Source organism: Paenibacillus sp. GYB004 (assembly GCF_036577605.1).
Taxonomy (GTDB): domain Bacteria; phylum Bacillota; class Bacilli; order Paenibacillales; family NBRC-103111; genus Paenibacillus_AB; species Paenibacillus_AB oceani.
On record NZ_JARBDB010000030.1, the window covers coordinates 225,838 to 248,163 of the forward strand.

General features: G+C 56.4%; 20 protein-coding genes. 3 read left to right on the forward strand and 17 right to left on the reverse strand.

Translation table 11 applies throughout. From position 1 onward, the window contains the following. Positions 1-148 precede the first annotated feature (148 nt). The 6 genes from PV433_RS13160 to PV433_RS13185 form a co-directional block, all read right to left on the reverse strand. Positions 149-628, reverse strand: coding sequence for a hypothetical protein (locus PV433_RS13160; protein ID WP_332072555.1), 480 nt, complete (start codon positions 626-628; stop codon positions 149-151). 24 nt (positions 629-652) lie between these two features. Beyond that, a complete protein-coding gene (locus PV433_RS13165; protein ID WP_332072556.1) occupies positions 653-1,126 on the reverse strand; it encodes an NUDIX domain-containing protein in 474 nt (157 codons plus the stop codon). Positions 1,127-1,189: 63 nt separating this feature from the next. Further along, positions 1,190-1,486 carry a class I SAM-dependent methyltransferase gene (locus PV433_RS13170; RefSeq protein WP_332072557.1) on the reverse strand — a complete coding sequence of 99 codons (297 nt, stop codon included), beginning with the start codon at positions 1,484-1,486 and terminating at the stop codon, positions 1,190-1,192. A gap of 85 nt (positions 1,487-1,571) precedes the next feature. Then, complete coding sequence (locus PV433_RS13175) at positions 1,572-1,907, reverse strand: DUF3024 domain-containing protein (RefSeq protein ID WP_332072558.1); 336 nt, start codon at positions 1,905-1,907, stop codon at positions 1,572-1,574. 152 nt (positions 1,908-2,059) lie between these two features. After that, entirely contained in the window at positions 2,060-2,581 is a 522-nt protein-coding gene (locus tag PV433_RS13180) for a GNAT family N-acetyltransferase (protein ID WP_332072559.1), read from the reverse strand. 331 nt (positions 2,582-2,912) lie between these two features. Beyond that, positions 2,913-4,202 (reverse strand): arsenic transporter, encoded by a 1,290-nt coding sequence (locus PV433_RS13185; protein ID WP_332072631.1) that lies wholly within the window; start codon positions 4,200-4,202, stop codon positions 2,913-2,915. Between the two features lie 382 nt (positions 4,203-4,584). Between PV433_RS13185 and yqeK the strand changes: the two genes are divergently transcribed. Continuing rightward, positions 4,585-5,238 carry a bis(5'-nucleosyl)-tetraphosphatase (symmetrical) YqeK gene (gene yqeK / locus PV433_RS13190; RefSeq protein ID WP_332072560.1) on the forward strand — a complete coding sequence of 218 codons (654 nt, stop codon included), beginning with the start codon at positions 4,585-4,587 and terminating at the stop codon, positions 5,236-5,238. Between the two features lie 288 nt (positions 5,239-5,526). Here yqeK and PV433_RS13195 read toward each other — a convergent pair whose 3' ends face one another. Then, complete coding sequence (locus PV433_RS13195; protein ID WP_332072561.1) at positions 5,527-5,862, reverse strand: YolD-like family protein; 336 nt, start codon at positions 5,860-5,862, stop codon at positions 5,527-5,529. A 119-nt stretch (positions 5,863-5,981) separates the two neighbouring features. Beyond that, a complete protein-coding gene (locus PV433_RS13200) occupies positions 5,982-6,389 on the reverse strand; it encodes a hypothetical protein (RefSeq protein ID WP_332072562.1) in 408 nt (135 codons plus the stop codon). 558 nt (positions 6,390-6,947) lie between these two features. Here PV433_RS13200 and PV433_RS13205 point away from each other — a divergent pair. Further along, a complete protein-coding gene (locus PV433_RS13205; RefSeq protein WP_332072563.1) occupies positions 6,948-7,631 on the forward strand; it encodes an SOS response-associated peptidase in 684 nt (227 codons plus the stop codon). A gap of 466 nt (positions 7,632-8,097) precedes the next feature. Here PV433_RS13205 and PV433_RS13210 read toward each other — a convergent pair whose 3' ends face one another. The 8 genes from PV433_RS13210 to PV433_RS13245 all read right to left on the reverse strand — a co-directional run bounded on the left by PV433_RS13210 (position 8,098) and on the right by PV433_RS13245 (position 20,173). Continuing rightward, a complete protein-coding gene (locus PV433_RS13210) occupies positions 8,098-9,660 on the reverse strand; it encodes an extracellular solute-binding protein (RefSeq protein ID WP_332072564.1) in 1,563 nt (520 codons plus the stop codon). A gap of 198 nt (positions 9,661-9,858) precedes the next feature. Then, on the reverse strand, positions 9,859-12,204 hold the full coding sequence (locus PV433_RS13215; RefSeq protein ID WP_332072565.1) for a DUF4962 domain-containing protein: 2,346 nt from the start codon (positions 12,202-12,204) through the stop codon (positions 9,859-9,861). 7 nt (positions 12,205-12,211) lie between these two features. Beyond that, the gene (locus PV433_RS13220) at positions 12,212-14,368 is read right to left on the reverse strand and encodes a heparinase II/III domain-containing protein (protein ID WP_332072566.1); all 2,157 of its coding nucleotides are present in this window, start codon (positions 14,366-14,368) and stop codon (positions 12,212-12,214) included. After that, positions 14,365-15,135: an SDR family NAD(P)-dependent oxidoreductase gene (locus PV433_RS13225; protein ID WP_332072567.1), complete on the reverse strand. Its 771-nt coding sequence runs from the start codon at positions 15,133-15,135 to the stop codon at positions 14,365-14,367. The genes PV433_RS13220 and PV433_RS13225 overlap by 4 nt, the downstream gene beginning before the upstream one ends. 98 nt (positions 15,136-15,233) lie before the next feature. Beyond that, positions 15,234-17,081: a sensor histidine kinase gene (locus tag PV433_RS13230; protein WP_332072568.1), complete on the reverse strand. Its 1,848-nt coding sequence runs from the start codon at positions 17,079-17,081 to the stop codon at positions 15,234-15,236. Then, positions 17,078-18,115, reverse strand: coding sequence for a response regulator transcription factor (locus tag PV433_RS13235; protein WP_332072569.1), 1,038 nt, complete (start codon positions 18,113-18,115; stop codon positions 17,078-17,080). Before PV433_RS13235 ends, PV433_RS13230 begins: the two co-directional genes overlap by 4 nt. Before the next feature lie 210 nt (positions 18,116-18,325). Continuing rightward, positions 18,326-19,177, reverse strand: coding sequence for a carbohydrate ABC transporter permease (locus PV433_RS13240; RefSeq protein WP_332072632.1), 852 nt, complete (start codon positions 19,175-19,177; stop codon positions 18,326-18,328). Positions 19,178-19,216: 39 nt separating this feature from the next. After that, positions 19,217-20,173, reverse strand: coding sequence for an ABC transporter permease (locus tag PV433_RS13245; protein WP_190927737.1), 957 nt, complete (start codon positions 20,171-20,173; stop codon positions 19,217-19,219). Between the two features lie 469 nt (positions 20,174-20,642). Between PV433_RS13245 and PV433_RS13250 the strand changes: the two genes are divergently transcribed. After that, positions 20,643-21,212 carry a YdeI/OmpD-associated family protein gene (locus PV433_RS13250; protein ID WP_332072570.1) on the forward strand — a complete coding sequence of 190 codons (570 nt, stop codon included), beginning with the start codon at positions 20,643-20,645 and terminating at the stop codon, positions 21,210-21,212. 53 nt (positions 21,213-21,265) lie between these two features. On the opposite strand, the gene PV433_RS13255 is transcribed toward PV433_RS13250, so the two are convergent. Further along, positions 21,266-21,553: a stage VI sporulation protein F gene (locus PV433_RS13255; RefSeq protein ID WP_190927735.1), complete on the reverse strand. Its 288-nt coding sequence runs from the start codon at positions 21,551-21,553 to the stop codon at positions 21,266-21,268. Positions 21,554-22,326: the final 773 nt, after the last annotated feature.

The following is a 22,326-nucleotide window of genomic DNA, read 5'->3' on the forward strand; positions in this document are numbered from 1 at the left end:
TTCCCGGATGTCCATCTTGTGCGCTGCGCCCCTTACATCTTCGTTATTATTTTAAAATAGTGCATGATCTTGTTCGGCCGCGGCCGGAACCGTCTCATAAGGCTTGTCCTCCCGCCCGGCCGTCAGAGAAGTTCCCTGCCGGCCTTGATTAGGATGAAACCATACTATTCGAAATGACCCACATAGCGATCCTGTACATCCCGCCAATACCTATGGAAACGATCAACAAAACACCGGGCTTCTGCCGGTGCACCCGATACGTTTTTCGAACCGCTGCAGTAAAAAAAAGGATAAGCAAGCTGAAACTGACGAGAAGGGAAACTCCCGGCCGGATAGCTGGACCAGGCAGGAACAGGTTTTGAACCGAGACGAAGGAAAGATAGATGCACATCGTAACCGTAATCCACCAGCCCCACCTTTTCCCCCTTAACACGCCAACCGAACCGGCAGCCAGCACGACGCCCGACACGAAGCTGAGCAAAAGGAGCCGCTGGCCGGCAGACAAATCCCAGGTTATGAAATGGTGCAAAACCCCGTTAAACCCAAACAGAATGAGGATCCACAAACAAATGATAACTTGGAGCCATGCCGCCAGCCTGACGATCCGGACCGGGTCGATGCCGTTCATAGGACGCCCCTCCCTCGTGATCCTTTATTCCAATATAACGCTTTGACCCGTTACAATCGACTGAATGATCGGCAGATGTGTTTCGGCTATGTAGAGTTGATGCAGTTGACCGGCCGGTATAAATCGTACCTCTTTCGACTCTTCGCTGCACCCGATTTCCGAGAAAGGCTCGACTTCTACCTCATATGCAATCGTTATGATCCGTTTCACATTGCCGTCCGGAAAAGCGGCGATTCTGGAAGGGTCCGAAAACGTCCCGAACAGCTTTACATCGTGCACGGTTAAGCCCGTTTCTTCCCTAACTTCCCGGCGTAGCGCATCCGTTAGCGACTCGTGCTCCTGCACGCCCCCGCCAATGATCGCCCAGCAGTCGCTGTCCGACCGTTTTTCCAGCAAAATGCCGTCATCACGTCTGATAATCGCGACTACTCCGATACCGGTCGGCTTATTGGGCCGCGGAGCGTGTTCGTTTCGATAATAAAATCTGGCTTCTCCCAAGTGGAATCCCCCTTAGCCTGATTTGTATGCCCGATTTCGGCGATCCATGCTTTCGCTTTTCGTTTACGGAGCTCGTTTTTGCGCCAAATCCCCGATATCCAACAAGCGGGTGTCCAGGCTCGACCGAACGCCGTACTGTTCGCCGTATTCGTGCAGCTTGTCCAACGCGGATTGCAAAATATCGACGCACACCACTTTTCCGCCCCGGCCTTGCAGCCTGCTTGCGATCGGGATGCTGTTACGGCCGACTCCGCAGCCGAGATTGAGAACGGTTTTGGGGCCGTCGGACGAAGTCACCAAAGCCATCGTTTCCATGACCGCTCTAACCGGCTTATGCAACCAAGAGCCCGGTTTGAACAACTTGTACTCCTCGTAGCAGGCTTGTGGTAGTTGCGTTCTTCCCGGCGAATCCGCTCTATTCTAGCGCTCTCCATAAAGCGCGCCCCTATTTCCAAAATATCCCTTGATTATTTCGGTCCACAGCCTGCAATTGGAGTTCGAAGTCGTCTTCTGGAGTGATCTCATCGACAGGATGCCACCGATCTTTACTATCCTGCCAGTAAACGGTCCACTTGTTGTTTTCATTTCTACGAAACTGGGCGATGGGCAGTTGAATCCATTGATCGCTGCGAAACCCGACTCTTTCCTCGAACAACGTTACAGAATCACCGCGGATCTTGTAGTTGAGTTTCACTTGGTCCCTGGCATGTTCGGGCACTTTTTGTTCCATGTAACTGTCCAAAATGTTCTCAATTCTTTTTTTAGTAAACGCGTCCATCATTCGGGTTCACCTTTACCTTTCCATAGTAATTCTAGAGATACGGGGAGAGAAGTCCGATACTAAGCCTTTCTACTGCTGCCTGCGAATAGTAAAGAATACACGAAACTGTAGCAGATCATATGTATGAAAAAACGATGGTGAAGTGTTTGGTGTTAAGCTCTTGCCGCCGTCTCTTTCGCGAACAAATAAGTCCGGAGGTTCCGGTTTCGGCGGTTGATATATTCTTTTTCCAAAGTCATCCCTAGCTTCTCGGCCACTCTCCGCGAGGCGTGGTGATCGATTGGCATATTGGCGCAAATTCTGTGCAGTCCGAGATGGACGAAACCGTAGTCCAATATCGCCTGTGCCGCTTCGTAGCCGTACCCTTGATGCCAATACGGGGAGTAAATGATGTATCCTAGATCGTTCTCGGTCGTACCGTCCAGCTCAGCCTTCATGAGCCCCCCATCGCCGATCACTTCGCCCGTTTCCTTCAGCTCGATGACCGCCCTTCCAAATCCCCAGGCCGCATAGCTGTCCAAGCTTCTGCGAATCCAGCCCGAAGTCTGCTCCTCCGTAAACGGCAAGGGCCAAAAATGCATCGTAACCGGATCGCTGAGTATGCGGTGAATGGAGACAAACTCCTCTTTCTCGTACGGTCTGATCCGCAGTCTTGCGGTGTTGATGAGATTCATAACGACTCTCCTTGCGAATCGTTTGGCTTGCTCTTCTCTGGCCATGCGATCTGTTTTACCCTGCAAACGAGTACTGGAGTAAGCTTTGGATCACCGCTTCATTCCCTGCATAATCCAGCGTTTTCATCCACTTTAACCCAAAGGCAGGTTTGCTGCAAGACATTAGTACGAGCAAAAGTTCTAGCTCATGCCAAAATTGGGACATAGCTTCAACACGCGACTTCAGCGCTTTCCTTCCCATTAAAAAAGCGCCGCCTTACTTTCTAATGGAAAGGGGCGACGCCGCGTTTTGTATTTATTCATATGACGTTAGCTTGATCCGGCCCGTTCCTCACCCCCCACCCAACACCCGAAGCCAAACATACAATCCCCCGAGAGTAATAAGCAGAGTAGGCAGTGTCAGCACGACGCCGATTTTAAAATAGTACCCCCACGTGATGCGAACGCCTTTCCGAGCCAAAATGTGCAGCCACAGCAAGGTCGCAAGGGAGCCGATCGGGGTCATTTTCGGACCAAGGTCGGTGCCGATGACGTTGGCGTAGATGAGCGCTTCGCGAAGGATACCTTCGGTGGACGTGCCATCAATCGCCAAAGCACCGATCATAACGGTCGGCAAATTGTTCATGATGGACGATAACACCGCCGCAATCATTCCCATGCCCACGGTAGCCGCCAGCAAGCCAGATGCGGCGAGCTGCTCCAGCACGCCGGCCAGCAGATCGGTAAGTCCCGCGTTGCGCAAGCCATAGACGACGACGTACATCCCGATGGAAAATATAACGATTGACCATGGCGCTTCCAGCAGCACTTTTTTGGACTGAACGGCCGAACTGCCCCGGGAAGCAAGCAAAAACAGCAAAGCGACCGCCCCCGCGATAAACGATACCGGCACAACGACCCACTCGCTGAGCAAATAAGCAACGAGCAGTACACCGAGAATAACCCAGGAAATGCGGAATAACCGCTTATCCTTAATGGCCGCTGCCGGCTGCTTTAAGTCTGCGGTGTCGTAATGCGCGGGGACGTTTCTGCGAAACACGATATACAGCACCGCTACGCTGGCCGCCAAAGAAAAGAAGTTCGGAACCACCATCCGCGACGCGTATTCGACGAAACCGATCCCGAAATAATCGGCGGACACGATATTCGTCAAGTTGCTGATAATAAACGGCAGCGACGTCGTGTCGGCGATAAAACCGCTGGCCATGACAAAAGGCAAAATACGCGCTTCCTCCAGCCGCAGCGCCCGAACTTGGGCAAGCACGATCGGCGTTAAGATAAGCGCCGCTCCATCGTTGGCGAAAAACGCCGATACCCCCGCCCCCAGTAAAATGATGTACACGAACATGCGTCTGCCGTTCCCTCCGGCAAGCCGGGCCATATGAAGCGCCGCCCATTCGAAAAATCCGATCTCGTCCAGAATGACCGAGATCACGATCAGCGCGATGAACGTCAGCGTCGCGTTCCAAACGATGCCGGCCACGGTCGCCACGTCGTGCCAGCCGACCACTCCGGCGAGCAGCGCCAGCAGCGCCCCGCCCGAGGCGGACCAGCCGATACCGAGATTCCGCGGCTGCCAGATGACGAAAGTCATCGTCAGAATAAAAATAAGGATAGCCATTACCGTTGTTGCCACTTGTGCCGATTCCCCCCGAAGCCGATTAACGGCATCCGGCGCCATACGTCTCAGACCGCGCGTTGCAATCGCTGCATGGCGAACCGTTCATAGCGTCCGCCCTTTCCCTCGCATTGTCCTTTCTCCCCGTACAGCCAAAGCACTCATCATGTGTTGCCGCCAATAACAGCCCGCTTCCAAGGTCCAGGTCCGCCACTTTCGCCCCGCATAACGCCGCTTTCTTGCCCGAACGCCATGTTTCCACTTTCTCTACTATAAGGCCGAAAGGGTAACGGGAGCAAAAGGTTTTTAACGGCGGCCGGAGCGGCAGAGCGGTTCTATGGTAAACTGGGAGAAAATGATATTCCTGAAAGGAGTTTGAACGACCTTGCATCCTTTTTTTGAAACGGAAGCCCGTACCTTTCAGCACAGCGGCGATACGGCAGCGGACGTACGCCGGTTTCTCGAATCGCACGGCTGCCCCAAGACGGCGGAGCACAGCATCGCGGTTGGCGCACAAGCCCGCTCCCTCGCAGTACGGTTCGGCGCGGACCCGGACGCAGCGGAAACCGCCGGCTGGCTGCACGATATTAGCGCCATCTATCCGAGCGCCGAACGGGCCGTCGTGGCCCGCAAGCTCGGCATCGAAGTGCTCCCGGAAGAAGAGGCGTTCCCGATGATCATCCACCAGAAGCTGTCCGTTGCCGTAGCCCGGGATCTGTTCGGGATAAACCGGCAGGACGTGCTCGATGCGATCGGCTGCCATACGACCTTGCGAGCCCCTTCCACGCTGCTGGACCGGATCGTCTTCGTCGCCGACAAAATCTCGTGGGATCAGGCGGGAACTCCGCCGTATCTGGCCGAGCTGAAAGCCCAGCTCGAAAAGTCGCTGGAGCATGGAGCAATGGCATATATCGGCTACCTGTGGTCGCAAAAGGATAAGCTTAAAGTCGTCCACCCTTGGCTGGCGGACGCTTACCGGGATTTGCCGGCCGTCATCAACCGGCAAGAGGTGACGCTGCCCTTACGGAACAGCCGATAGCGTCATTCTTACCAACACCCGGCCGCTCCCTGTTCCGGATACCATGCACCTGAACTTCGGCACACCGACAGAGCGGGAGCGGCTTTTTCTAGCATCCAGCAGCCACCTGCCCACCCAACCGGCCCTTGCCGGGACAATGCGCCCGCGCTTCAGCCAGCCAGCGGCGCTGCTGTTCGACAGACTCGGGCGGGCCGCTGTTCCGCCCAGCCCTGCCGAGCTGCAAGCTGCCCCGAGCGGACTTGCAAAGCCTCGATTCCTAAGTCTGCGGCCTGAACCCGCCCAGTCCTCTTACCCCCGTGTAACGTTGACGATATCCGCAAACCGGATCGAGACAGTCTCTCCAGCGCAGGCTACTTTCACCCGACGCAGCGTAAAGTCGATTTTGACCACTCTCCCTCGGACGGTTTCGTCCCGGACGGGATCGAAGACGCAGATGACGACATCCGTCTGCCGTTCCGTCGACTCCAGCAGCAGCAGCGCGTATTGTTCCAGCGCCTGATCGTCCAGCAGAGGGCGTTGCCGATGCCGGGTCTCCTTCTGCTGGACCGCAAACTGCGCCTTATGTTCCGGCAGCATCATACGCGATGATTCGAACAGACCATTACCTTCCAATTTCTTCCCCATGTTGTTATTCCCCCGATCTTGTCCTGCCAGCCATTCGCCTATTCCTCCGCAGCCGCGGGAGGGTCGTTCGTACCTGGGACGCCGGCGCACCGTTACAAGGAGCCAACTTCCCGCCATCATCACTGAGCCAGATCGAGCTCCAAATAAACGCTTAGCTTGCGCTCTACCTCCGATTTGACGAGCCCCCACAGCATCGAGCATTTGCGGTGGTAGCCCCTGCACATAAAATCAGCCTCGAGCTGCTCCTTCGCCCGCCGCTGATCGTAAATCCGGATTCCCCGGCTTTTCAGCTTGCCGCGAAGGGCGGCCATTTCGCCGCTTACCCGATCCTGCACTTTTCTTAAGCTTTTGATATACAGCAACGGCATCTTCAGCTCGAGCGTATCGAGCGTCCGGATATCGCGCTCCAGCACATCGAGCACGACCGGCAGCAGCATGTAATCGAGCACCCATTGCAGCTCTTCCTGCGTCTCCAGCGGGGTCCGCTTGATTCCGTCCGGCATGTGCATCGTCCCACCTTCACCCATTCGAACATCCCCTTTTTTTAGAAAAGCTTCTAAGCCGACTAAGCGACTATGTGACTAAGCGAAGCCTTCTCTACGACGAACTCTGCGCAAGCGGGAGCTTTCTTGCAAGCGGTAACTGTTCAACTCGGCTAAAATCGTATACTTCCAGCCTCACAAATAAGAACAAACGTTCCCTTACTAGTATATACAATAAGCGAACATATATTCCTGTTTCAAGAGGGAAAATATTGATGCGCGCCAACTTTGTCCGGCTCCGGCCGATCACGGCATACGGGAAGCGAACTGGAAGATGCGGTTTGAAAAGCGTACAATGGAGGTAAGAGCAGCAGCTCCACAAGCCTTTTCTACGATAAAGGCCTACGTACAGGGAAGCTTTATATACCGAAATTCGCGCTTTCATGCCGTTTTCATTCGTTAAGCTAGATCCAGTAAGCCATTTCACTAAAAATCCGAACGCCCATCGGTTCACTTGTTCCACTCGTTCGTTAATGGTCTCCCAAGTTAACTTTCCCGGATTCGGTATAGATGCGAACAAACTTTCCGTAAGGAGGACTATCCATGTGCGGCAGATACACAATTACGGTCACGCTTGAGGAACTGCTGATACGGTATCAGATCGATCCGTTTTTCCCGCTGTACCACCGTCCGAAATATAACGTAGCCCCGGGCCAAATGGTGGTTGCCGTTATTAACGACGGGGCGAGCAACCGGATCGGGGAATTGAAATGGGGGCTCGTGCCGGAATGGTCGAAGGACGAAGCGGCAGGGTTCAAAATGATCAACGCCCGCGCCGAAACCGTAGCGGAGAAGCCGGCTTACCGGACCGCCTTCGAGCGCAGACGGTGCCTTATCCCGGCGGACGGCTTTTACGAGTGGAAAAAAAAGCAGGACGGCGGCAAACAGCCGATGCGTATTACGATGAAGGACGAATCGCTCTTCTCGATGGCCGGCCTGTACGAATCGTGGACAACCCCGGACGGACGCAAAGTCAGCACATGCACGGTCATTACGACGACCCCCAACCGGCTGATGGCGGACATTCACGACCGGATGCCGGTCATCGTCCCGCCGGAGCAGGAGGCGATCTGGCTGGATCGCAGCATGCGCCAAACGTCCCTGCTGCTCGGTCTGCTGCAGCCTTATCCGGCCGAGCAGATGACGGCCTACCCGGTCGCCGCCGGCGTCGGCAATGTCAGAAACGACAGTCCCGAATGTATACGCAGGCTCACCATCGACGATTAGGGCCGGCCCAGGCCGAGGCCCCGGGTGGAGCGAATCGCCTCCCGTAGCCGGCAGCAAAAACCCGTTCCTGCCCAGAAGGCTGCTACTCAGGACCCTGCGTAGTAACCCCGGAAACAGGATCTTCCTAAAAATAGCGGCAGGAAAAACCGTCTACGCGTGTGAGCCCGGAACAAAATAGGAGTCTTTGGCCCCTTCTATTTTCGTCCTTTTCGACAAACGGAAACGAATAGAAGCGGTTTGCACGTACAAACCGCTCTTATTCGCGTTTCCTCCCCACTTGAATCGGGGGGCCAAAAGTGTCCGCGTGACAGAGGCGTCCCAATATCCGAGCAAAAGGACCCCAAATTCCACGTAAAGTGGAGACTGAGGTCCTTTTCTTGAGGGAATCGGTTCTGGATGAGGCTCAGAAAAAAGATTAATGACTTTGGGGACATCCCCTCTGAAGAAGCCGGGCCCGCGTCCGGCCTTACCGCCGCGGCATCGTGATTCCTTCGTTTTTGTTGAACTTGTCGGTCGCTTCCTTGATGACCTCGTTGCCGCCCTTCGATTTCCACTCCTCGATCACTTTCGGCCAGTCGGAGATCGGCTCCTTACCGTACACCATCTTGACCATGTGGGTCAGCAGAAGCGGCGGCGCGGTGTCGGAGTTCGGCGAAACGTCCGGATTTTTCGTAAGCGACTCCAGACGCGGTTCGAACGTGATGCCGTCGCGCCCTTCCTTGGCGAGAACAGTATCGTAAATCTGAATCAGCTTTTTGCCTTCAGGCGTCAGCTCGAGCGAGCCTTTGTTGTAGGTCGTATCCTGAACCATCCACAGGAACGCCTGTCTGTACCGCTCTTCGTCGACAGCCGTCGGATCGGTCGGCGACGTATAAACGATTTTGCCGTTCTCCGTCTTGTACGTTTCGCCTTCAACGCCAAACGTGAAAAACTTCTCCGCCTCGTCCGAGATCATCCAGTCGAAAAACTTCACGATGCCTTCGGCGTTTTTCACATCTTTTTTGATAAAATACGAGCGGGTGACCGATCCGTACAAATAATGGCCGCCCTTGCCGTCAGTTCCGGTCGGGGAAGGAATAATTTCCAGCTTCGCCTCGGGAACGCTCGCTTTCAGCTGGGCTTCCCATTGCAGCAGCTCGTTGGCATTCATCGTCCACATGCCCGCTTTGCCGGCCAGGATCGTGTTTTTGAACGTCGTCGGGTTGATCGTCGCGAACTCCTTGTTAATCAAGCCCTCATCGTACATCGTCTTGTACACGCCGAGCGCCTTCTGCATATTGTCCGAGTCGAAAAACTTCGGAACGACCTGGTCGCCCTGCTTCTCGAACATCGACAAATACGGGTACACATCATACGCTCCAAAAAACGTATCGGCGTATTTGAAATCTTGCCGGCCCATATACGGATTTTCCACGCCCAGCTTCTTGAACGCGCGCAGCATGTCGAGCGTTTCCTCCACCGTCTTCGGCGCCTTCAGCCCGGCTTTATCGAGCAAATCTTGGCGAACCCAGGTCGCTCTCCGCGAAGGATTGGACAAATATTCCGGAATCGCGTAAATTTTGCCCTGATACGATACTTGATCCCAGGCGTCCTTCGGAATTTTCTTCAGCAGATTTTGCCCGTGCTTCTTCAGCAGATCGTCCAGCGGCATAAAGACACCCGCCTGCACCGAGCCGGCCATTTCTTTGCCGTTGACGCCTCCGCTGCCCTGCATCACGTCCGCAACGTCGCCGGTGGCGAACATTTGCACCATCTTCTGCTCATATTCCTTATGCGGCACGAGCACGATGTTCAGATCGGTATTCGTTTTTTCTTCCAGCCGCTTGACCCACTTGTCTTCGTTCAGATTCGGGGACTTCTCCACATAGTTAAAAGCCAGCGTCCGCAGCGCGATCGAAAACTTCGTCTTTTCTCCCGGGCCGGCTGCCTGGCCGTCTTTGCCGGAATTCCCGTCCTCTTTCGTACCGCAGCCGACTAAGGTGCCAAGGGCAAGCGTGCTCACCAAGCTCACTTTAAACCATTTGTTCATGATACCCCTCTTCCCTTTCGCTATATTGAAAACGCTTTATCGTAGTTCTAGCCCTATCTTATCGCCGGATGCGGATTTCAACAATGGAGTGGCTTTATGTCGGTTTGTCATTTTTTCAGATTTCCGCACCCTTTGAAGCTCCAGGGGCCCGGGGCCCGGAGGCGCATGACGATGGCGACTCGCCTTCCCCGACGCGCCTTAATACGATTTGGCGATTTCAATACGCTGCGTTCTGCCGTCCTCCGTAAAATACAAGTGGACCCCGTGATCCTGATCGTCCATAAAAAACGAGACGTATTTGGCGTCCCCCTTCTTCATCGGGACGAGCAGCGCGGCAATGCGGTGGCTGGACGCCTTCCGGGTCGAGGCCGTCAAATGCCAGTGAAGCGGCAGCCCTTCGATCTCCGCCGGGTCAACGTCCGTGAACGCGTTATGCTGCGACAGCTCCAGCTCTCCCGACGAGCAGTAGACGAATCGGCCGGCAAGCTCGGCCTTTTCCCCGTTAACCCGGAACGACTGGCCTTTGATCGTCATCGGATGCAGCGTGTGGAACAGCCAATCGATGGAAGCCGGCTGCTCCAGATCGACGTGATCGACAATCACAAAATACGACTGTCCTACGAAATAAATTTCGCGGACATACGATTTCAAATCCGGCACCAGCTGCTTGTAAGCGGCGGTCGCATCGGATCGGACGAAGCTGCAGTCCCCGGTATCGCGCACTTCGAGCACCGTTCCGGAGGCCGCCATGTTCAGCACCTTATCGAGTCCCGCATATTGGCCTTGCCCGTCGATCAGGATGACGTTTTTGGAGCGGGTCTGTCTGCGCCATTGAAGGTGCATCGTGCTGCCGAAGGCGACGTAATACCCGCTCTCGATCGCCAGCGGTTCGCCGAACGCATGCAGCAGAAAAGCGTTCTGATCGCCGTGGCTGTGGCTGATCGAGCCGTAACGGCTGCTTTTCGTCAGCAGCATGATATGCTCCTGCGGATCGTCCATGCCGCGGTGCATCGCTACCCAGCCGACGTCCTTGAACCATTTGACCGCTTCAATGCCGGCAGGCGCCACAGGCTCGACAGGCGGATAATCGTGAAGATACGTCATCTCGTCGAAACGGAAATCCCACCAACCGTAATTGTAAAATTTACTGTCCGCATCAAGGTTTAGACGCTTCACTTGCTCATAATACCATTGGTAGCGTCCGTCCCCCGTGACCCCGGCAAACTGGCGGACATTAAACCCCGTCTTCAGGCTGGGCGGGTCGCCGAGCGTAGACTGATCCGCGAAGCTGGCGCGCCTCACGTCCGGCGGGAACACATATAGCGGAAAATCTCCGGTTCGCCGGAAAAAGGGCCGGCGGTACAAATCGATTCCGGTGTAAGACCGCAGCAGATTCATCGCTTCGGTGACGAACGCCATGCCGGTCGTCCAGTACATCGGTCCCTCGGCCCAGCCTCCGTCCGCGCCGCCCCAAGGCGAATACAGGCAGGCAAAATATTCGATCGCGTAATCGAGCCATTCCTCGGCCTTCGGCTCCTCCCCAAGCAGCGCCATGCAGCAAGGGACCAGCACCGACGACAGCGAGCGGACGGCATGGCTGTCGTACGGCACCTGATGGATTTTCGACCGCTCGATCACGTGATAGGCGACCTGCTCGGTACGGCGGAACAAGCTGCGGCGCACCGCCGCCCGCTCCTCCTCGTCCAGCTCCCCGTACAGCCAGTCGTAACCCCAGGCAAGCGCGCCGGCGGTGCGGAAAGCCGCTTCGTCGTTATAGTCCCGGCTCGTCGCTCCCTCCGTATTCCAGGACGCCACATGCAGCAGCCACCGCTTCGCCTGTCCGATCCGTTCGCGGTCTTCGAGCACAATGCCGGCGACACTTAAATGGCGGACCGCATACAAACATTCCTGGCAATCGATGTACATGCGGCGCCATAGATGGGCCACCCGCTTGTTGTCCGGATACGGCGCAGGCTCCGGGATGAGCGGCCGCTTCGTCCAAGGGAGCACCGATTTCTCCATAAACTCGCCCCAGCCGTACGCGGACGCATCTTTTCGCACCGCATCGCGGAACGGCGGAAGCGAACCGGCCTGCAGCCACAAGCGGGGGTGCCCCCCGCCCGCCGCAGGGTAACGGGTGCCGCGTCCCGGCGGCGGCGTCTCCGGCAGTCCTGCTGGCACTTCAAACGAACGGATCCGGCTCCATTCCGTCCGCCGCCCGGCACCCGCATTCGGCTCAGCGCCGATCCCGGCGGCACAGCCGTCCGCCGTCTCCTCCCCGATCAGCAGGGCGTAACGCCAGTAGTAGGTACCCGGGGCAAGCGGCCGATCCGGGGTGAAGTAGTTATATGGAACAGGCTCGTATACGTCCGTTCGCTCCGCCTCGAAGCCCGGCGAAGACGACAGCTGCAGCACGTACCGGTCGTCGGACTCCGCCGCCGGCATCCAGGTGAAGCGCGGCGGATTTTCCAGCAGTATCGTCCGCTCGTTCGGTTCATACGGGACGGTTAATATGCCGCTGTTCGGCTCGTACAGCTTCGTCATTTCCGGATCACGCTCCTCGGGTTGGCTCTGCCAAACGTAAACCTGCCTGCTTCGTAAAATGAACGGTCCGCCGCACATCATTCCCGTCGGCGATATCCAGCGCGGCACCTCCAGCCGTTCCTTCGCGGAAATGAAGCGACAACGGCTCTGCACCGTCCCGGTACACCGCGATGAACCTGGCCGAGCGCCCGCGCTGCCGATGAAGCAGACCTGCCCCCGGCCTGCTCGGATCGACGGATACGCCCGGCGTGCGAATCAACTTGGCCTCGGAGACGGGAAACAGCACCATCGCCGCCGTCACCTGCTCCTCCGTTCCTTCCACCGTCATCCGCCATAAGCAGGTATCTAGTCCGGGCAGGACCGGCTTATGGCTGCGTACCTCCCGAATGTAAGAGTAACCGCCGCCGGCGCCCAATACCACACCCTCAGCGCCTGTATCGATGCCGTCCGCCCACGCTTCCGGAGAACCGGCGGGCGCCATAACTCCGATTCCGTGCATCCACCAGTCGATCTCCGCCTCTTCCCCGGTCTGTACCTCGAACCAGTCGAGCAGCCATTCCCCAGTCAGCAGCAGATGACGGTCGAACACCGTACCCACGTAAGCCTGATCCGAGCGGAGCCAGACGTAAGCCCTGTCCGCCCCCTCTTCAAATCGGACGCATTCGCCTTCATGCGGCGCTTGCGACTGTCCGCCGATCGACACCGTGTTATGGCTCGCCGTTCCCGCATACCAGCCTTTCCGCAATGGCGAGCCGTACGGCACCACTCCCATGTCCGGGGCGACAGCGCCGCTCTTGTGCATAAGCGATACGTGCAGCTTGTCGTAATGGCCGTGCGAGCCGCCATGCGGACCGAAATCGGCCAGGAGGGACAGCTTGCTTCCCGGGCGGCGCAGCACGACGAAACCCGAGTCGGCAAGCAGCAGCGAACGGCGCTGATTATAGTCGTCAGCCGGCGGAATCCCGGAGCGGGCGCGGGCTCCTCCTTCCAAGCCATCCACCGCTCCCTGATCCATACGATAAGGCGTCGGCGTCCAATCGCCCGTTCCGTACACCATAGCCTCCAGTCCGGTCCGCACCGGCCCGCCGTACAGCTGTCTGTAAACTTCGGCAAGAATCGGCGTATACCGGGCATGCCCGTACCGGGTCAGCCCGGTCTCGAATACTTCGGCGATCTCCCGGGCGTAGGGCACCCGCGCGTAAGGGCCGTCGTGCAGCGCAGGCAGCTCGCCGAGATCGTTCGCCAGCCCGGCTAACACGTCCAGCATCCCTTCGAAGCACTGACCGTCCGCTCCCCGGACCGCGTACAAATCGACGCCAAGCCGTTCCGCCATCTCCGCTGTAATGAAATACGCCCGCAGTACAAAAATGTGGTAATACGTGCTGCCCTCGAATTCGAACTGATCCGGCTTTACGCCGATCGTCAGATGATGGAGCAGTCCGCCTTCGCCGTCAACGAGCGCCAGCAGCTTTTCCTTCTCGCCGCGGGCGGCATATACGCAGGCTAGCGCCGCGTTCAGCCAAGCCGTGTAGTTATTTTCCGGATTGCGCTTTTCATGAATCAAGACGTGCCGGTACTGCTCCATACTGCTTTCCAGCAAGCCGAGAAACGTCTCCATCGCCGCAGCGTCCGCTTCTTCCCAGACGGCAGCACCTTCGTCGCGCAGCAGCAAATAACCCCGGATCAGCGTCGTCGCCCAGATCGCCTCCGTCAGCGCCTGATGAAAGGCTCGCCCTTTCAGCATCCAGGGCTGAGCGTCCGGATGGACCGGATAATGCGGAAACTGCGCGGCATAACCGGCAATCAAATTACTGCTCAGCGCGGCATACGACTCCTCGCCGGTTGCCGCATAAACGGCCGCAGCCTGAAGCGCATAACGCGCCAGCGCCTGGTGCTTGAATACGAGCCAAGCGCCGCGGTAAGGCTCGCCGGACAGGCGGCAGCCGTAAGGACAAGCGAACGACAACGCATCGGCTTCGGCCGGATCGAACAGCAGCTCGGTATGATGGTCCGGGCATACGTATTGGTGCCACCACCCGCCCGGCTCATGAGGGATCGCCAGCGCCTGCTCCGGCAGCGAATCCAGCTCGCAGCGCAGCAGTTCGCAGGCCGGCTGACCCCATATGCTCCTTCGCACCTTTTCCCGGATTCGTGTCGTCTTCATCGCATGAACATGCCTCCGTTTACTTCGACGGTTTCCCCGGTCAGGTAGGAAGCCAGATCGGAGACGAGGAACAGAACCGCCCCGGCCACGTCGTCCGGAGTGCCTTCCCGTCCAAGCGGAACGCGCCCGACCGTCGCTTTGCGCCCTTCCTCGGAGGTGAACGTCGCATGGAACGCCGTCTGGCCGATAAAACCCGGGGAAACGGCATTAACCCGGATGCCGCTGGCTGCCAGCTCTTTGGCAAGCCCTTTGGAATAAGAGACGATCGCGCCTTTGCTCGCCGCATACACGCTCGCGCCCGGCCCGCCCCCGTCATGCCCCGCCAGCGAGGACAGGTTGACGATAACCCCCCCGCCCTTGGCCTTCATGCCCGGCAGCGCCGCTTTCGTCACGAACACGGTGCTTTTCAGGTTTACATCCATGATCGTATCGTACAACTCCTCCGTCATATCCGCGTTGGAGCAACGCTGCACCAGATGACCGGCATTGTTCACAAGGATATCGATTCCGGTGCCGAAGGCGGCCTCGACGGCGCGCACGAGCGCATCGATCTGATCCAGCTTCGAGACGTCGGCCTGGAACAGCTCCGCCGTCCCTCCAGCCGCACGGATCGTCCGGACCGTCTCCTCGCCGTCGCCGGCATTTTTCAAATAATTAACCGCCACCTTCGCTCCGCTGGCCGCGAGCCGGATCGCAACCGCGCGTCCGATACCCGAGCTGGAACCCGTTACTAAAGCGACTTTCCCCGTCAGATCGATCGTATTCATTGTTTCGTCCTCCTCATGATTTTTGTTTTTTGGGAGCGGAGTGTTTTGCTCTGAACGTCAACTCTGAACGTCAGCTTTAAATGTCAGCCTCTGTCCGTTCAGTCCGCCGCTATGCTGAGCTTGTTGCGTATGCCCGCCATCGTCAGCGTAATGCGCGTTCCCTTGCCGCGCTCGCTGTCGACCGACATGCCGTACTGTTCGCCGAATACGAGCTGGATGCGCCGGTGCACGTTCATCAGACCGATGCCTCCGCGATGATAGATCGAGCCGGTGTCCGGTTCGGCCAGCCGGTTTTGCTTCAGCTTCTCCCGCAGCGCCTCCAGCTTCTCCGGGCTCATGCCGGCCCCGTTATCTTCGACGATCACGAGAAACCGGTCGTCCTCGCGCCGCGCGTCGATCCGGATGTAGTGCCGGTCCTCGATCCCGTCCGGGAACGCATGCTGAAAAATATTTTCCACGATCGGCTGCAGCGTCAGCCGTACCATCTTCTCCAGCAGCAGCTCGGGAGGAACCGCGACGTCGATGTCGAAGTCGCGCCCGTGCCGGTGCCGCAGTACCGTCATATAGCTGAGCACATGCTTCAGCTCGTTGGCCATCGTAATTTCCTCCAGATTCGTCTGGATCGAATACCGCAGCATGAAGGCCATCGCCTCCACCATTTCGGTAATTTCCGCGGAATCCTGGACGACGGCGTAACATTTGATCGTCTCCAGCGTGTTGTACAAAAAATGCGGGTTAATCTGCATCTGCAGCGCCTGAAACTCCGCCCTGTGCCGCTCCAGCCGGGTTTCCTGCAAATCCAGCAGCGTCCCCTGCTGCTTCAGCTCGGCTGCGTACACTTCCTCGACGAGCTCCGACAGACGGGTCACCATCCGGTTGTACGTCACAATCAGACTGCCGATCTCGTCCTGCCGCTCGGGAACGTGAATATGGGCCCAATTGCCCTTCTCCGTCTGGCGCATGCCGTTCTTGAGCACCTGAATCGGCTTCACGATCGAGCGGCCGAACCGGAGCGCGGCGAAGATCGCCGCCACCAGCGTCAGCAGCCCGACGACAAGCGTTGTCGAGCGGATGGCGGATACCGGGCCGCGCAGCTCCTGCACGGGCACGGATATCGCGATCGTCCAGTTGGAATAGTCCGATTTGCGGGTGACGAACAGCCGGTTTTCCCCGTTCAGCTTCTCCAGAAAGCTGCCGTTGCCGGTCTCCGTCACTTTGTGAAGCAAACCTCCGCTCGAAATGCCCGCATATTCGGAATCCGCCGGCCGGTAGATCAAACCGCCCTGTTCGTCGACGATGAAGAAAAAGCCGCGCTCCCCGATATCGAGAGGCTTCCACATTTGCGCGAGATCCTGCTCCCTGAACTCAATCGCCAGCACGCCGTTCGGCGTATACGACGAGACTCCCCGCACCCTCCGGGCCATCGTAATGATCCGGTCCGCCTGGTCCGGCTTGATGCTCGACTTGAACATCGCAATCGCCCCGTTCTCCGGCGTCCGCTCGAGCAGCATCGCGTACTGCTCCGCAGGCCGGAAGTTCGGCGTATACAGCTGGGTCGAATTGTCGTCCGCGACGGCGCGTCCATGCTCTCCGATCAAATAAATCAGATGCGTTTGTGGATGGAGAATGAACACCGTCGGAAACAGTTCCTTTTGCAGCGCATTGTAGTATTGGTAGTACTCGTAGCTGTCGTTCGGATTGATATCGAGAAAGCGCTTCAAATCCATGCTGGTAAGCAGCGACTGGCTCGCCCGCTCATACGTTCTCAAGTAAATATCCGTCTGATAAGCGGCGCTTGTAATGATCTGGGAGATGTACCGCTCCGACTGGCGGTCGAGCGCCCGCGACGACTGCGTGTACGAGAAAATTCCGACCGTAGTAAGCGACATGACGATGACGACTAGAAAATAGACGAAAAGCTGTCTCGACAGACGTTTCTTCATCATTCGATCCCGAGTCTGCTGCGGTATTCAGACGGCGAATAACCGGTATGCTTCTTGAACATTTTCGTAAAATGCGGATGATCGGCGTAACCGACCTCGTAGGAAATATCCGTAATCCGGTAGTGCGGCTGCTCCAGCAGCTTCTTGGCTTTGTCCATCCTCCGGCGGGTCCGGTACTGGACGAACGTTTCGTCCGTCGTCTGCTTAAACAGCTGGCTGAAATATGATGGATTCAGCCCCAGCACGTCCGCCACTTCCTCCAGCGACACCTCCTTGGACAAATGCTCGTCGATAAACGCCTTCGCCGCCTCCACCGGATTTTTCGCCTTGCCTTTGCGCTTCGCCTTCAAATCGGCGGCGATTTTGCGAACCGCCTCGGCCAGCCGTCCGAACGACTCGGCGCTCGTGGCGATGCCCTCCAGCCGCAGCTCTTTGTCGTGCGGCACGACATCGCGGTGTGCCAGCTTCTTCACAAGCAGCGCGTACAGCTCCTGCAGCGCCTCGTTTTGCCGGCTTACCGTCAGCTGGGCAAAATCGTAATCGCACTCCAGCCGTTCCAGCAGCCGCTCCAGCTCTTCGCTGTGGAGGCTCCAGACCGCGACCTCCATCTGCTCCACCCATTCGTCCAGCCGGGCTACCGACAAATAATACGGCGACTGCTTCCGGCCCAGCGCGTTCGTCAGCTTAGCCAGCGTATCCCGCATATCCTGGACGCCGACCGGCTTCAGCAAATATTGCTTGACTCCGTACGAGACACACTTCTGCGCGTATTCGAAGTCGCCGTAGCCGGATATGACGACGACCTGAACGTCCGGCTCCTCCTCGGCCAGCCTCCGGCACAGCTCCAGCCCGTCCATACGCGGCATGCGAATGTCCGTGAATACAAAATCCGGTCGTTCCTCGCGGATTCGGGCAAGCGCTTCCTCCCCGTTTTCGGCCATGCGGATGGAACAGTCCAGCGACTCCGTCTGCCGGATCATTTTCTCGAGCCCTTTGCGAATCATCGGCTCGTCGTCGACGATCAGAATGCTGTACATGGTGAGCGCCCCTTTTGCGGACAAACCAACAGCTAGCGCTCCAACACTGTTCTCCCGTCTGTAACAGAGGACGGAGGTGAAGGGCCGGCCCGTTTCGTTTGCTTCGCTTCGATTGGATTGACGTTGCTTCCGGTCCGAAGCCCCACCCGCCGTCTGAACCGCGACATGTTCCGTTCACCGCAGATCGGCCGGGACGAAGACGCATGCGCCCTACGATTTGACCGAACCGACCATCATGCCTTTGACGAAATGTCGCTGCAGAAACGGATAGATGAGAATAATCGGAACCGTGGCGATCATAATGACAGCCATTTTGATGCCTTCCGGCGAAGTGTGCGCGAGCGAGCTGAACACCTGGGACGACGGGTCGATGCTGATATCGTCCGTCTCGAACAGCTTCTTCAGCTTCACCTGCAGCGGCCACAGCGCCGGCTTGTTGATGTAATACAGCGCGCTCATATACGTATTCCAATGGTTGACCGCATAAAAGATACCCAGCGAGGCCATTACCGGCTTGGACAGCGGCAGCACGATACTGGAAATAATCCGCAGCTCGCCGCATCCGTCGATTCGGGACGAATCGATCAGCTCCGCCGGAATTTGCATGAAAAACGACCGCATGACGAAAAAGTTAAACGCGCTGATCGCCCCGGGAATCAGGAGCACCCATAGCGAATTGACCAGATGCAAATTTTTCATCAATATAAAGTTCGGAATAAGCGGGGCCGTAAATACCATCGTAATGAGGACAAACATGACGACGGCTTGGCGTCCGACGTATTCCTGACGGGAAACCGGATAAGCGAGCGACGCGGTTGCGATCAGATTGATCAGCGTGCCGAACACAGTAATGTATACAGTAACTCCGAACGAGCGCCAGATCGAGGCGTCGCTGAACACGTACTGGTAGTTGATCCAGGTAAAGTCCACCGGCCACAAGCCGACCTGGTTGTTAATAATAGCTTCCGAGCTGCTGAACGATTGCGCGATCACGTTCAGAAACGGCAGCAGCATCGTCAGGGCGATGACGGTGAGAAGCACGACGTTGAACGCGTTGAACATATTTTGTCCTCGGCTATATTTTCTCAAGTTTCTCACCCCTTAGTAAAGACTTTCACCCGTCGTTTTTTTGCTGAACACATTGCCAATGACGATCAGCATCAGCCCGACCAGCGATTTGAACAAACCGACCGCCGTCGTGTAGCTGTATTGCTGGGACAGCAGACCGACCTTGTAAATGTACGTATCAAGTATTTCGCCGTTCTCCGTATTAAGCGGATTGAGGAACACGTACACGCGCTCGAAGCCCAGATCGAGAAACTTGCCGATGTGAAGCAAAAACAAAATCATAATCGTCGGCAGCAGCGACGGCAGCGTAATCGACAGCGTCTGCCTCCACCGGCTCGCGCCGTCCACTTCAGCCGCTTCGTACAGGTCGGGATTGATGCCCGCCAGAGCGGCCAAATAAATGATCGTACCGTAGCCGGTATCGCGCCATATGCCCGAGCCGATCAAGATCGTGCGGATATACGAATTTTCGCCCAGGAAGTAAATCGGATCGATGCCGAACAGCGACAGCGCTTTGTTCAAAATGCCGGTCGACGGAGACAAGATGCCGATCGCAATCCCGCTTATAATGACCCAGGACAAAAAGTGCGGCATATATACGACCGTTTGCAGCACCCGCTTGTACAACACGAGTCTCAGCTCGTTAAGCAGCAGCGCCAGGACGATCGGGGCCGGAAATGCGATGAACAGATCGTACAGCCCCAGCAAAATCGTATTGTTCAAGATGCGGAGGAAATCGTAATGCTCGAACATCGTTTTAAAATGTTTCAGCCCGACCCACTCGCTGCCCGTAAACCCTTTGAAAATGTTGTAATCCTGAAACGCGATCACCGAGCCGAACAAAGGAACGTATTTGAATATGAAAAAGTAAACGATCCCCGGTATCGAGATGAAGTACAGCGCCCGGTATTTCCACATGTAATCCAGCCATCTTCCGCGGGGCGAAGACTTGATCGCCTTCTTGGCCTCGGGTTGTATTGCAGCCGCCATTCCGCTCCCCCCAACCGTCTGTTGTCGTAGTGCAAGCCTAGATTTGTAAGCGCTTGTTCTTTTTAATCATAAGGCGGGAGCGGTTCGCCAACAATGGAGTCCCTTTGATTGAACTTGTGTTTTTTTTAGGTGGGAGGCATGCCGCGCAGGCGGGGTTTGCAAAACAAAAAACGCCGTTCCGTTGCAGGAATGGCGTTCGCCAGGCTGATGAACCTATAGGACATCGGTGCCATTACGTCAGCGATCGGCTCCGAGGGAATGTCCATCCTGTCGGATCTTAACACGCGCCGGAGGTCTTCTAACGATAACGGGCGATGGCTGCTAACGTGACTTTGATCAGTCATCCTTGCTATTATGAAGATAGGTGCCTCTACATTCTCTAGCTCCCAGTTACGACATCGACTTGGGCATATACACCGTAACCAACTGAAATGACTCTCCATACCCGGGAAGGAGAACGTATTTATTTATGGATATTGAACATCTGATTAAAGTAACATCAAGAGAAGGCTTGAGGAGTTGGCTACAGGAAAATGGTAAAACGGAAACATTTTGCTGGGTAATCGTGAGCATGACGCCAAACCCGGATGCGCTGCTATATTTGGACGCGGTCGAGGAAGCTTTATGCTTTGGCTGGATCGATGGGGTCAAAAAGAAAATATCCGAGACGGAGCTGGCGCAAAGATTATCTCCCAGAAGCAAAAAAAGCTCATGGACGGAATTGAATAAAGAACGTGTCCGCCGCCTCGAAAAGTTGGGGTTCATGAGAGACGAAGGAAGAAAGGTGCTTCCTGATATGGACCCCGATTCTTTTAAAATAGATACGGTTATCGAGCAAAGACTGCAAGAGGAAAGGCAAGTATACGAGAATTTTTTGGCATTTCCAGCTCTTTATAAACGAATTCGGATCGACACGATCCAAAGCTATAAAAATCAGCCGGAATTATTTAGGAGTCGGTTAGACAAATTCATTACTTACACAAAAGCAAATAAAATGTACGGTCAATGGCATGATCATGGACGTCTTCTGGATTATTAAGAGGCGACAGCGGCAACGGTTCGCCCGACAAGGGAAGCGAAGGGGATGGCGGCCTACCGGAACATCCCCCACAACTTAATCAAATGAAACGTATTGTTCGGATCGATTTTCAGATCCAGAACCATCTGTACGATCTGTTTGGCCAATCCGTCCGAGATCGGCTCGCCCAGCGCCTTGGCCGTCTTGCTAAGCAGCGTCTTAACTTTGGAGCGGTCCTGCAAGTCCCCCTTCGTCACCCCGTCCATAATCGCCCGGACCCGGTCCTTCGTCTCCGGATGCTTCAGCTTTTTCCGGACCCTCTCCACCAGCTCGCGCGGAATTCCATACTTTTGATAGCTCAACGCCGGACACCTCCCGAAGTGGTCGTCTCTAATTGTATGCCGGATAGGCCGTCGTTTTGCCTGCCCGAGGAACAACTATCGGCTTTCACCTTCCATTCCGGACCGGGAACCGCAATTTTGCAGTTCCTGCAGTTCCAGCAGTCCCGTCAGCACGCCTCCTTCACGCGTTCGGGCGTCTCCGCCCATTCCGTACAGGACAGCGAACGTAAGAAAAACCGTCCGGTCAAGATGATCGTATCCCCTTTAAGCAGACAGTGTTAAAAATCGACACTACGCCCGGACGGCTCTTTGACGTGCAAACCCATACGTGGATGGGCGGGAGGGAATGAGCACCTTCGCTCCAGCCGGTGTTGATGAGGTTTTGGGGGACTCCTTCGACTTAGATGAGGCCGCACATCTCTTTCGCAGCTGCAAACCGCTCCTATTCGGTTCCCCCTCCCCCAGCTAGCAGCAGGACAGAAAGTCGAACGGTCATCGTGGTTGTTCTCCACACCGATTCATATCCGGCCAGCCTCTTTCTTCTCCTATTCGCTTACGAGTTTCATTGTAACTGCAGCAACTTGCGACAGTCGCTGACTCGACAAGCAAGGGGCCCTTTACCCGCTTAAGCACGGTGAAGAACTTATACATTCCAGCTCTCTCGAAAAGAACCTCCAATCCGCTTGCCGAGCGCACCGGCTTGGCAGATCCATCGGACTAAACTCATCGTTTGTCCCATGTCCATACCAAGCAGCGCACTCCAGCCGACAGCGGATGGAGGTTCGCTTTCCTAA

Bases quoted from the DNA above. Each gene is read 5' to 3' on its own strand.
- PV433_RS13160 (WP_332072555.1), bottom strand. From the start codon at position 628: ATGAACGGCATCGACCCGGTCCGGATCGTCAGGCTGGCGGCATGGCTC.
- PV433_RS13175 (WP_332072558.1), bottom strand. From the start codon at position 1,907: ATGATGGACGCGTTTACTAAAAAAAGAATTGAGAACATTTTGGACAGT.
- PV433_RS13180 (WP_332072559.1), bottom strand. From the start codon at position 2,581: ATGAATCTCATCAACACCGCAAGACTGCGGATCAGACCGTACGAGAAA.
- PV433_RS13185 (WP_332072631.1), bottom strand. From the start codon at position 4,202: ATGGCTATCCTTATTTTTATTCTGACGATGACTTTCGTCATCTGGCAG.
- PV433_RS13195 (WP_332072561.1), bottom strand. From the start codon at position 5,862: ATGGGGAAGAAATTGGAAGGTAATGGTCTGTTCGAATCATCGCGTATG.
- PV433_RS13200 (WP_332072562.1), bottom strand. From the start codon at position 6,389: ATGGGTGAAGGTGGGACGATGCACATGCCGGACGGAATCAAGCGGACC.
- PV433_RS13205 (WP_332072563.1), top strand. From the start codon at position 6,948: ATGTGCGGCAGATACACAATTACGGTCACGCTTGAGGAACTGCTGATA.
- PV433_RS13210 (WP_332072564.1), bottom strand. From the start codon at position 9,660: ATGAACAAATGGTTTAAAGTGAGCTTGGTGAGCACGCTTGCCCTTGGC.
- PV433_RS13215 (WP_332072565.1), bottom strand. From the start codon at position 12,204: ATGACGAAGCTGTACGAGCCGAACAGCGGCATATTAACCGTCCCGTAT.
- PV433_RS13220 (WP_332072566.1), bottom strand. From the start codon at position 14,368: ATGAAGACGACACGAATCCGGGAAAAGGTGCGAAGGAGCATATGGGGT.
- PV433_RS13225 (WP_332072567.1), bottom strand. From the start codon at position 15,135: ATGAATACGATCGATCTGACGGGGAAAGTCGCTTTAGTAACGGGTTCC.
- PV433_RS13230 (WP_332072568.1), bottom strand. From the start codon at position 17,081: ATGATGAAGAAACGTCTGTCGAGACAGCTTTTCGTCTATTTTCTAGTC.
- PV433_RS13235 (WP_332072569.1), bottom strand. From the start codon at position 18,115: ATGTACAGCATTCTGATCGTCGACGACGAGCCGATGATTCGCAAAGGG.
- PV433_RS13240 (WP_332072632.1), bottom strand. From the start codon at position 19,177: ATGTTCAACGCGTTCAACGTCGTGCTTCTCACCGTCATCGCCCTGACG.
- PV433_RS13245 (WP_190927737.1), bottom strand. From the start codon at position 20,173: ATGGCGGCTGCAATACAACCCGAGGCCAAGAAGGCGATCAAGTCTTCG.
- PV433_RS13250 (WP_332072570.1), top strand. From the start codon at position 20,643: ATGGATATTGAACATCTGATTAAAGTAACATCAAGAGAAGGCTTGAGG.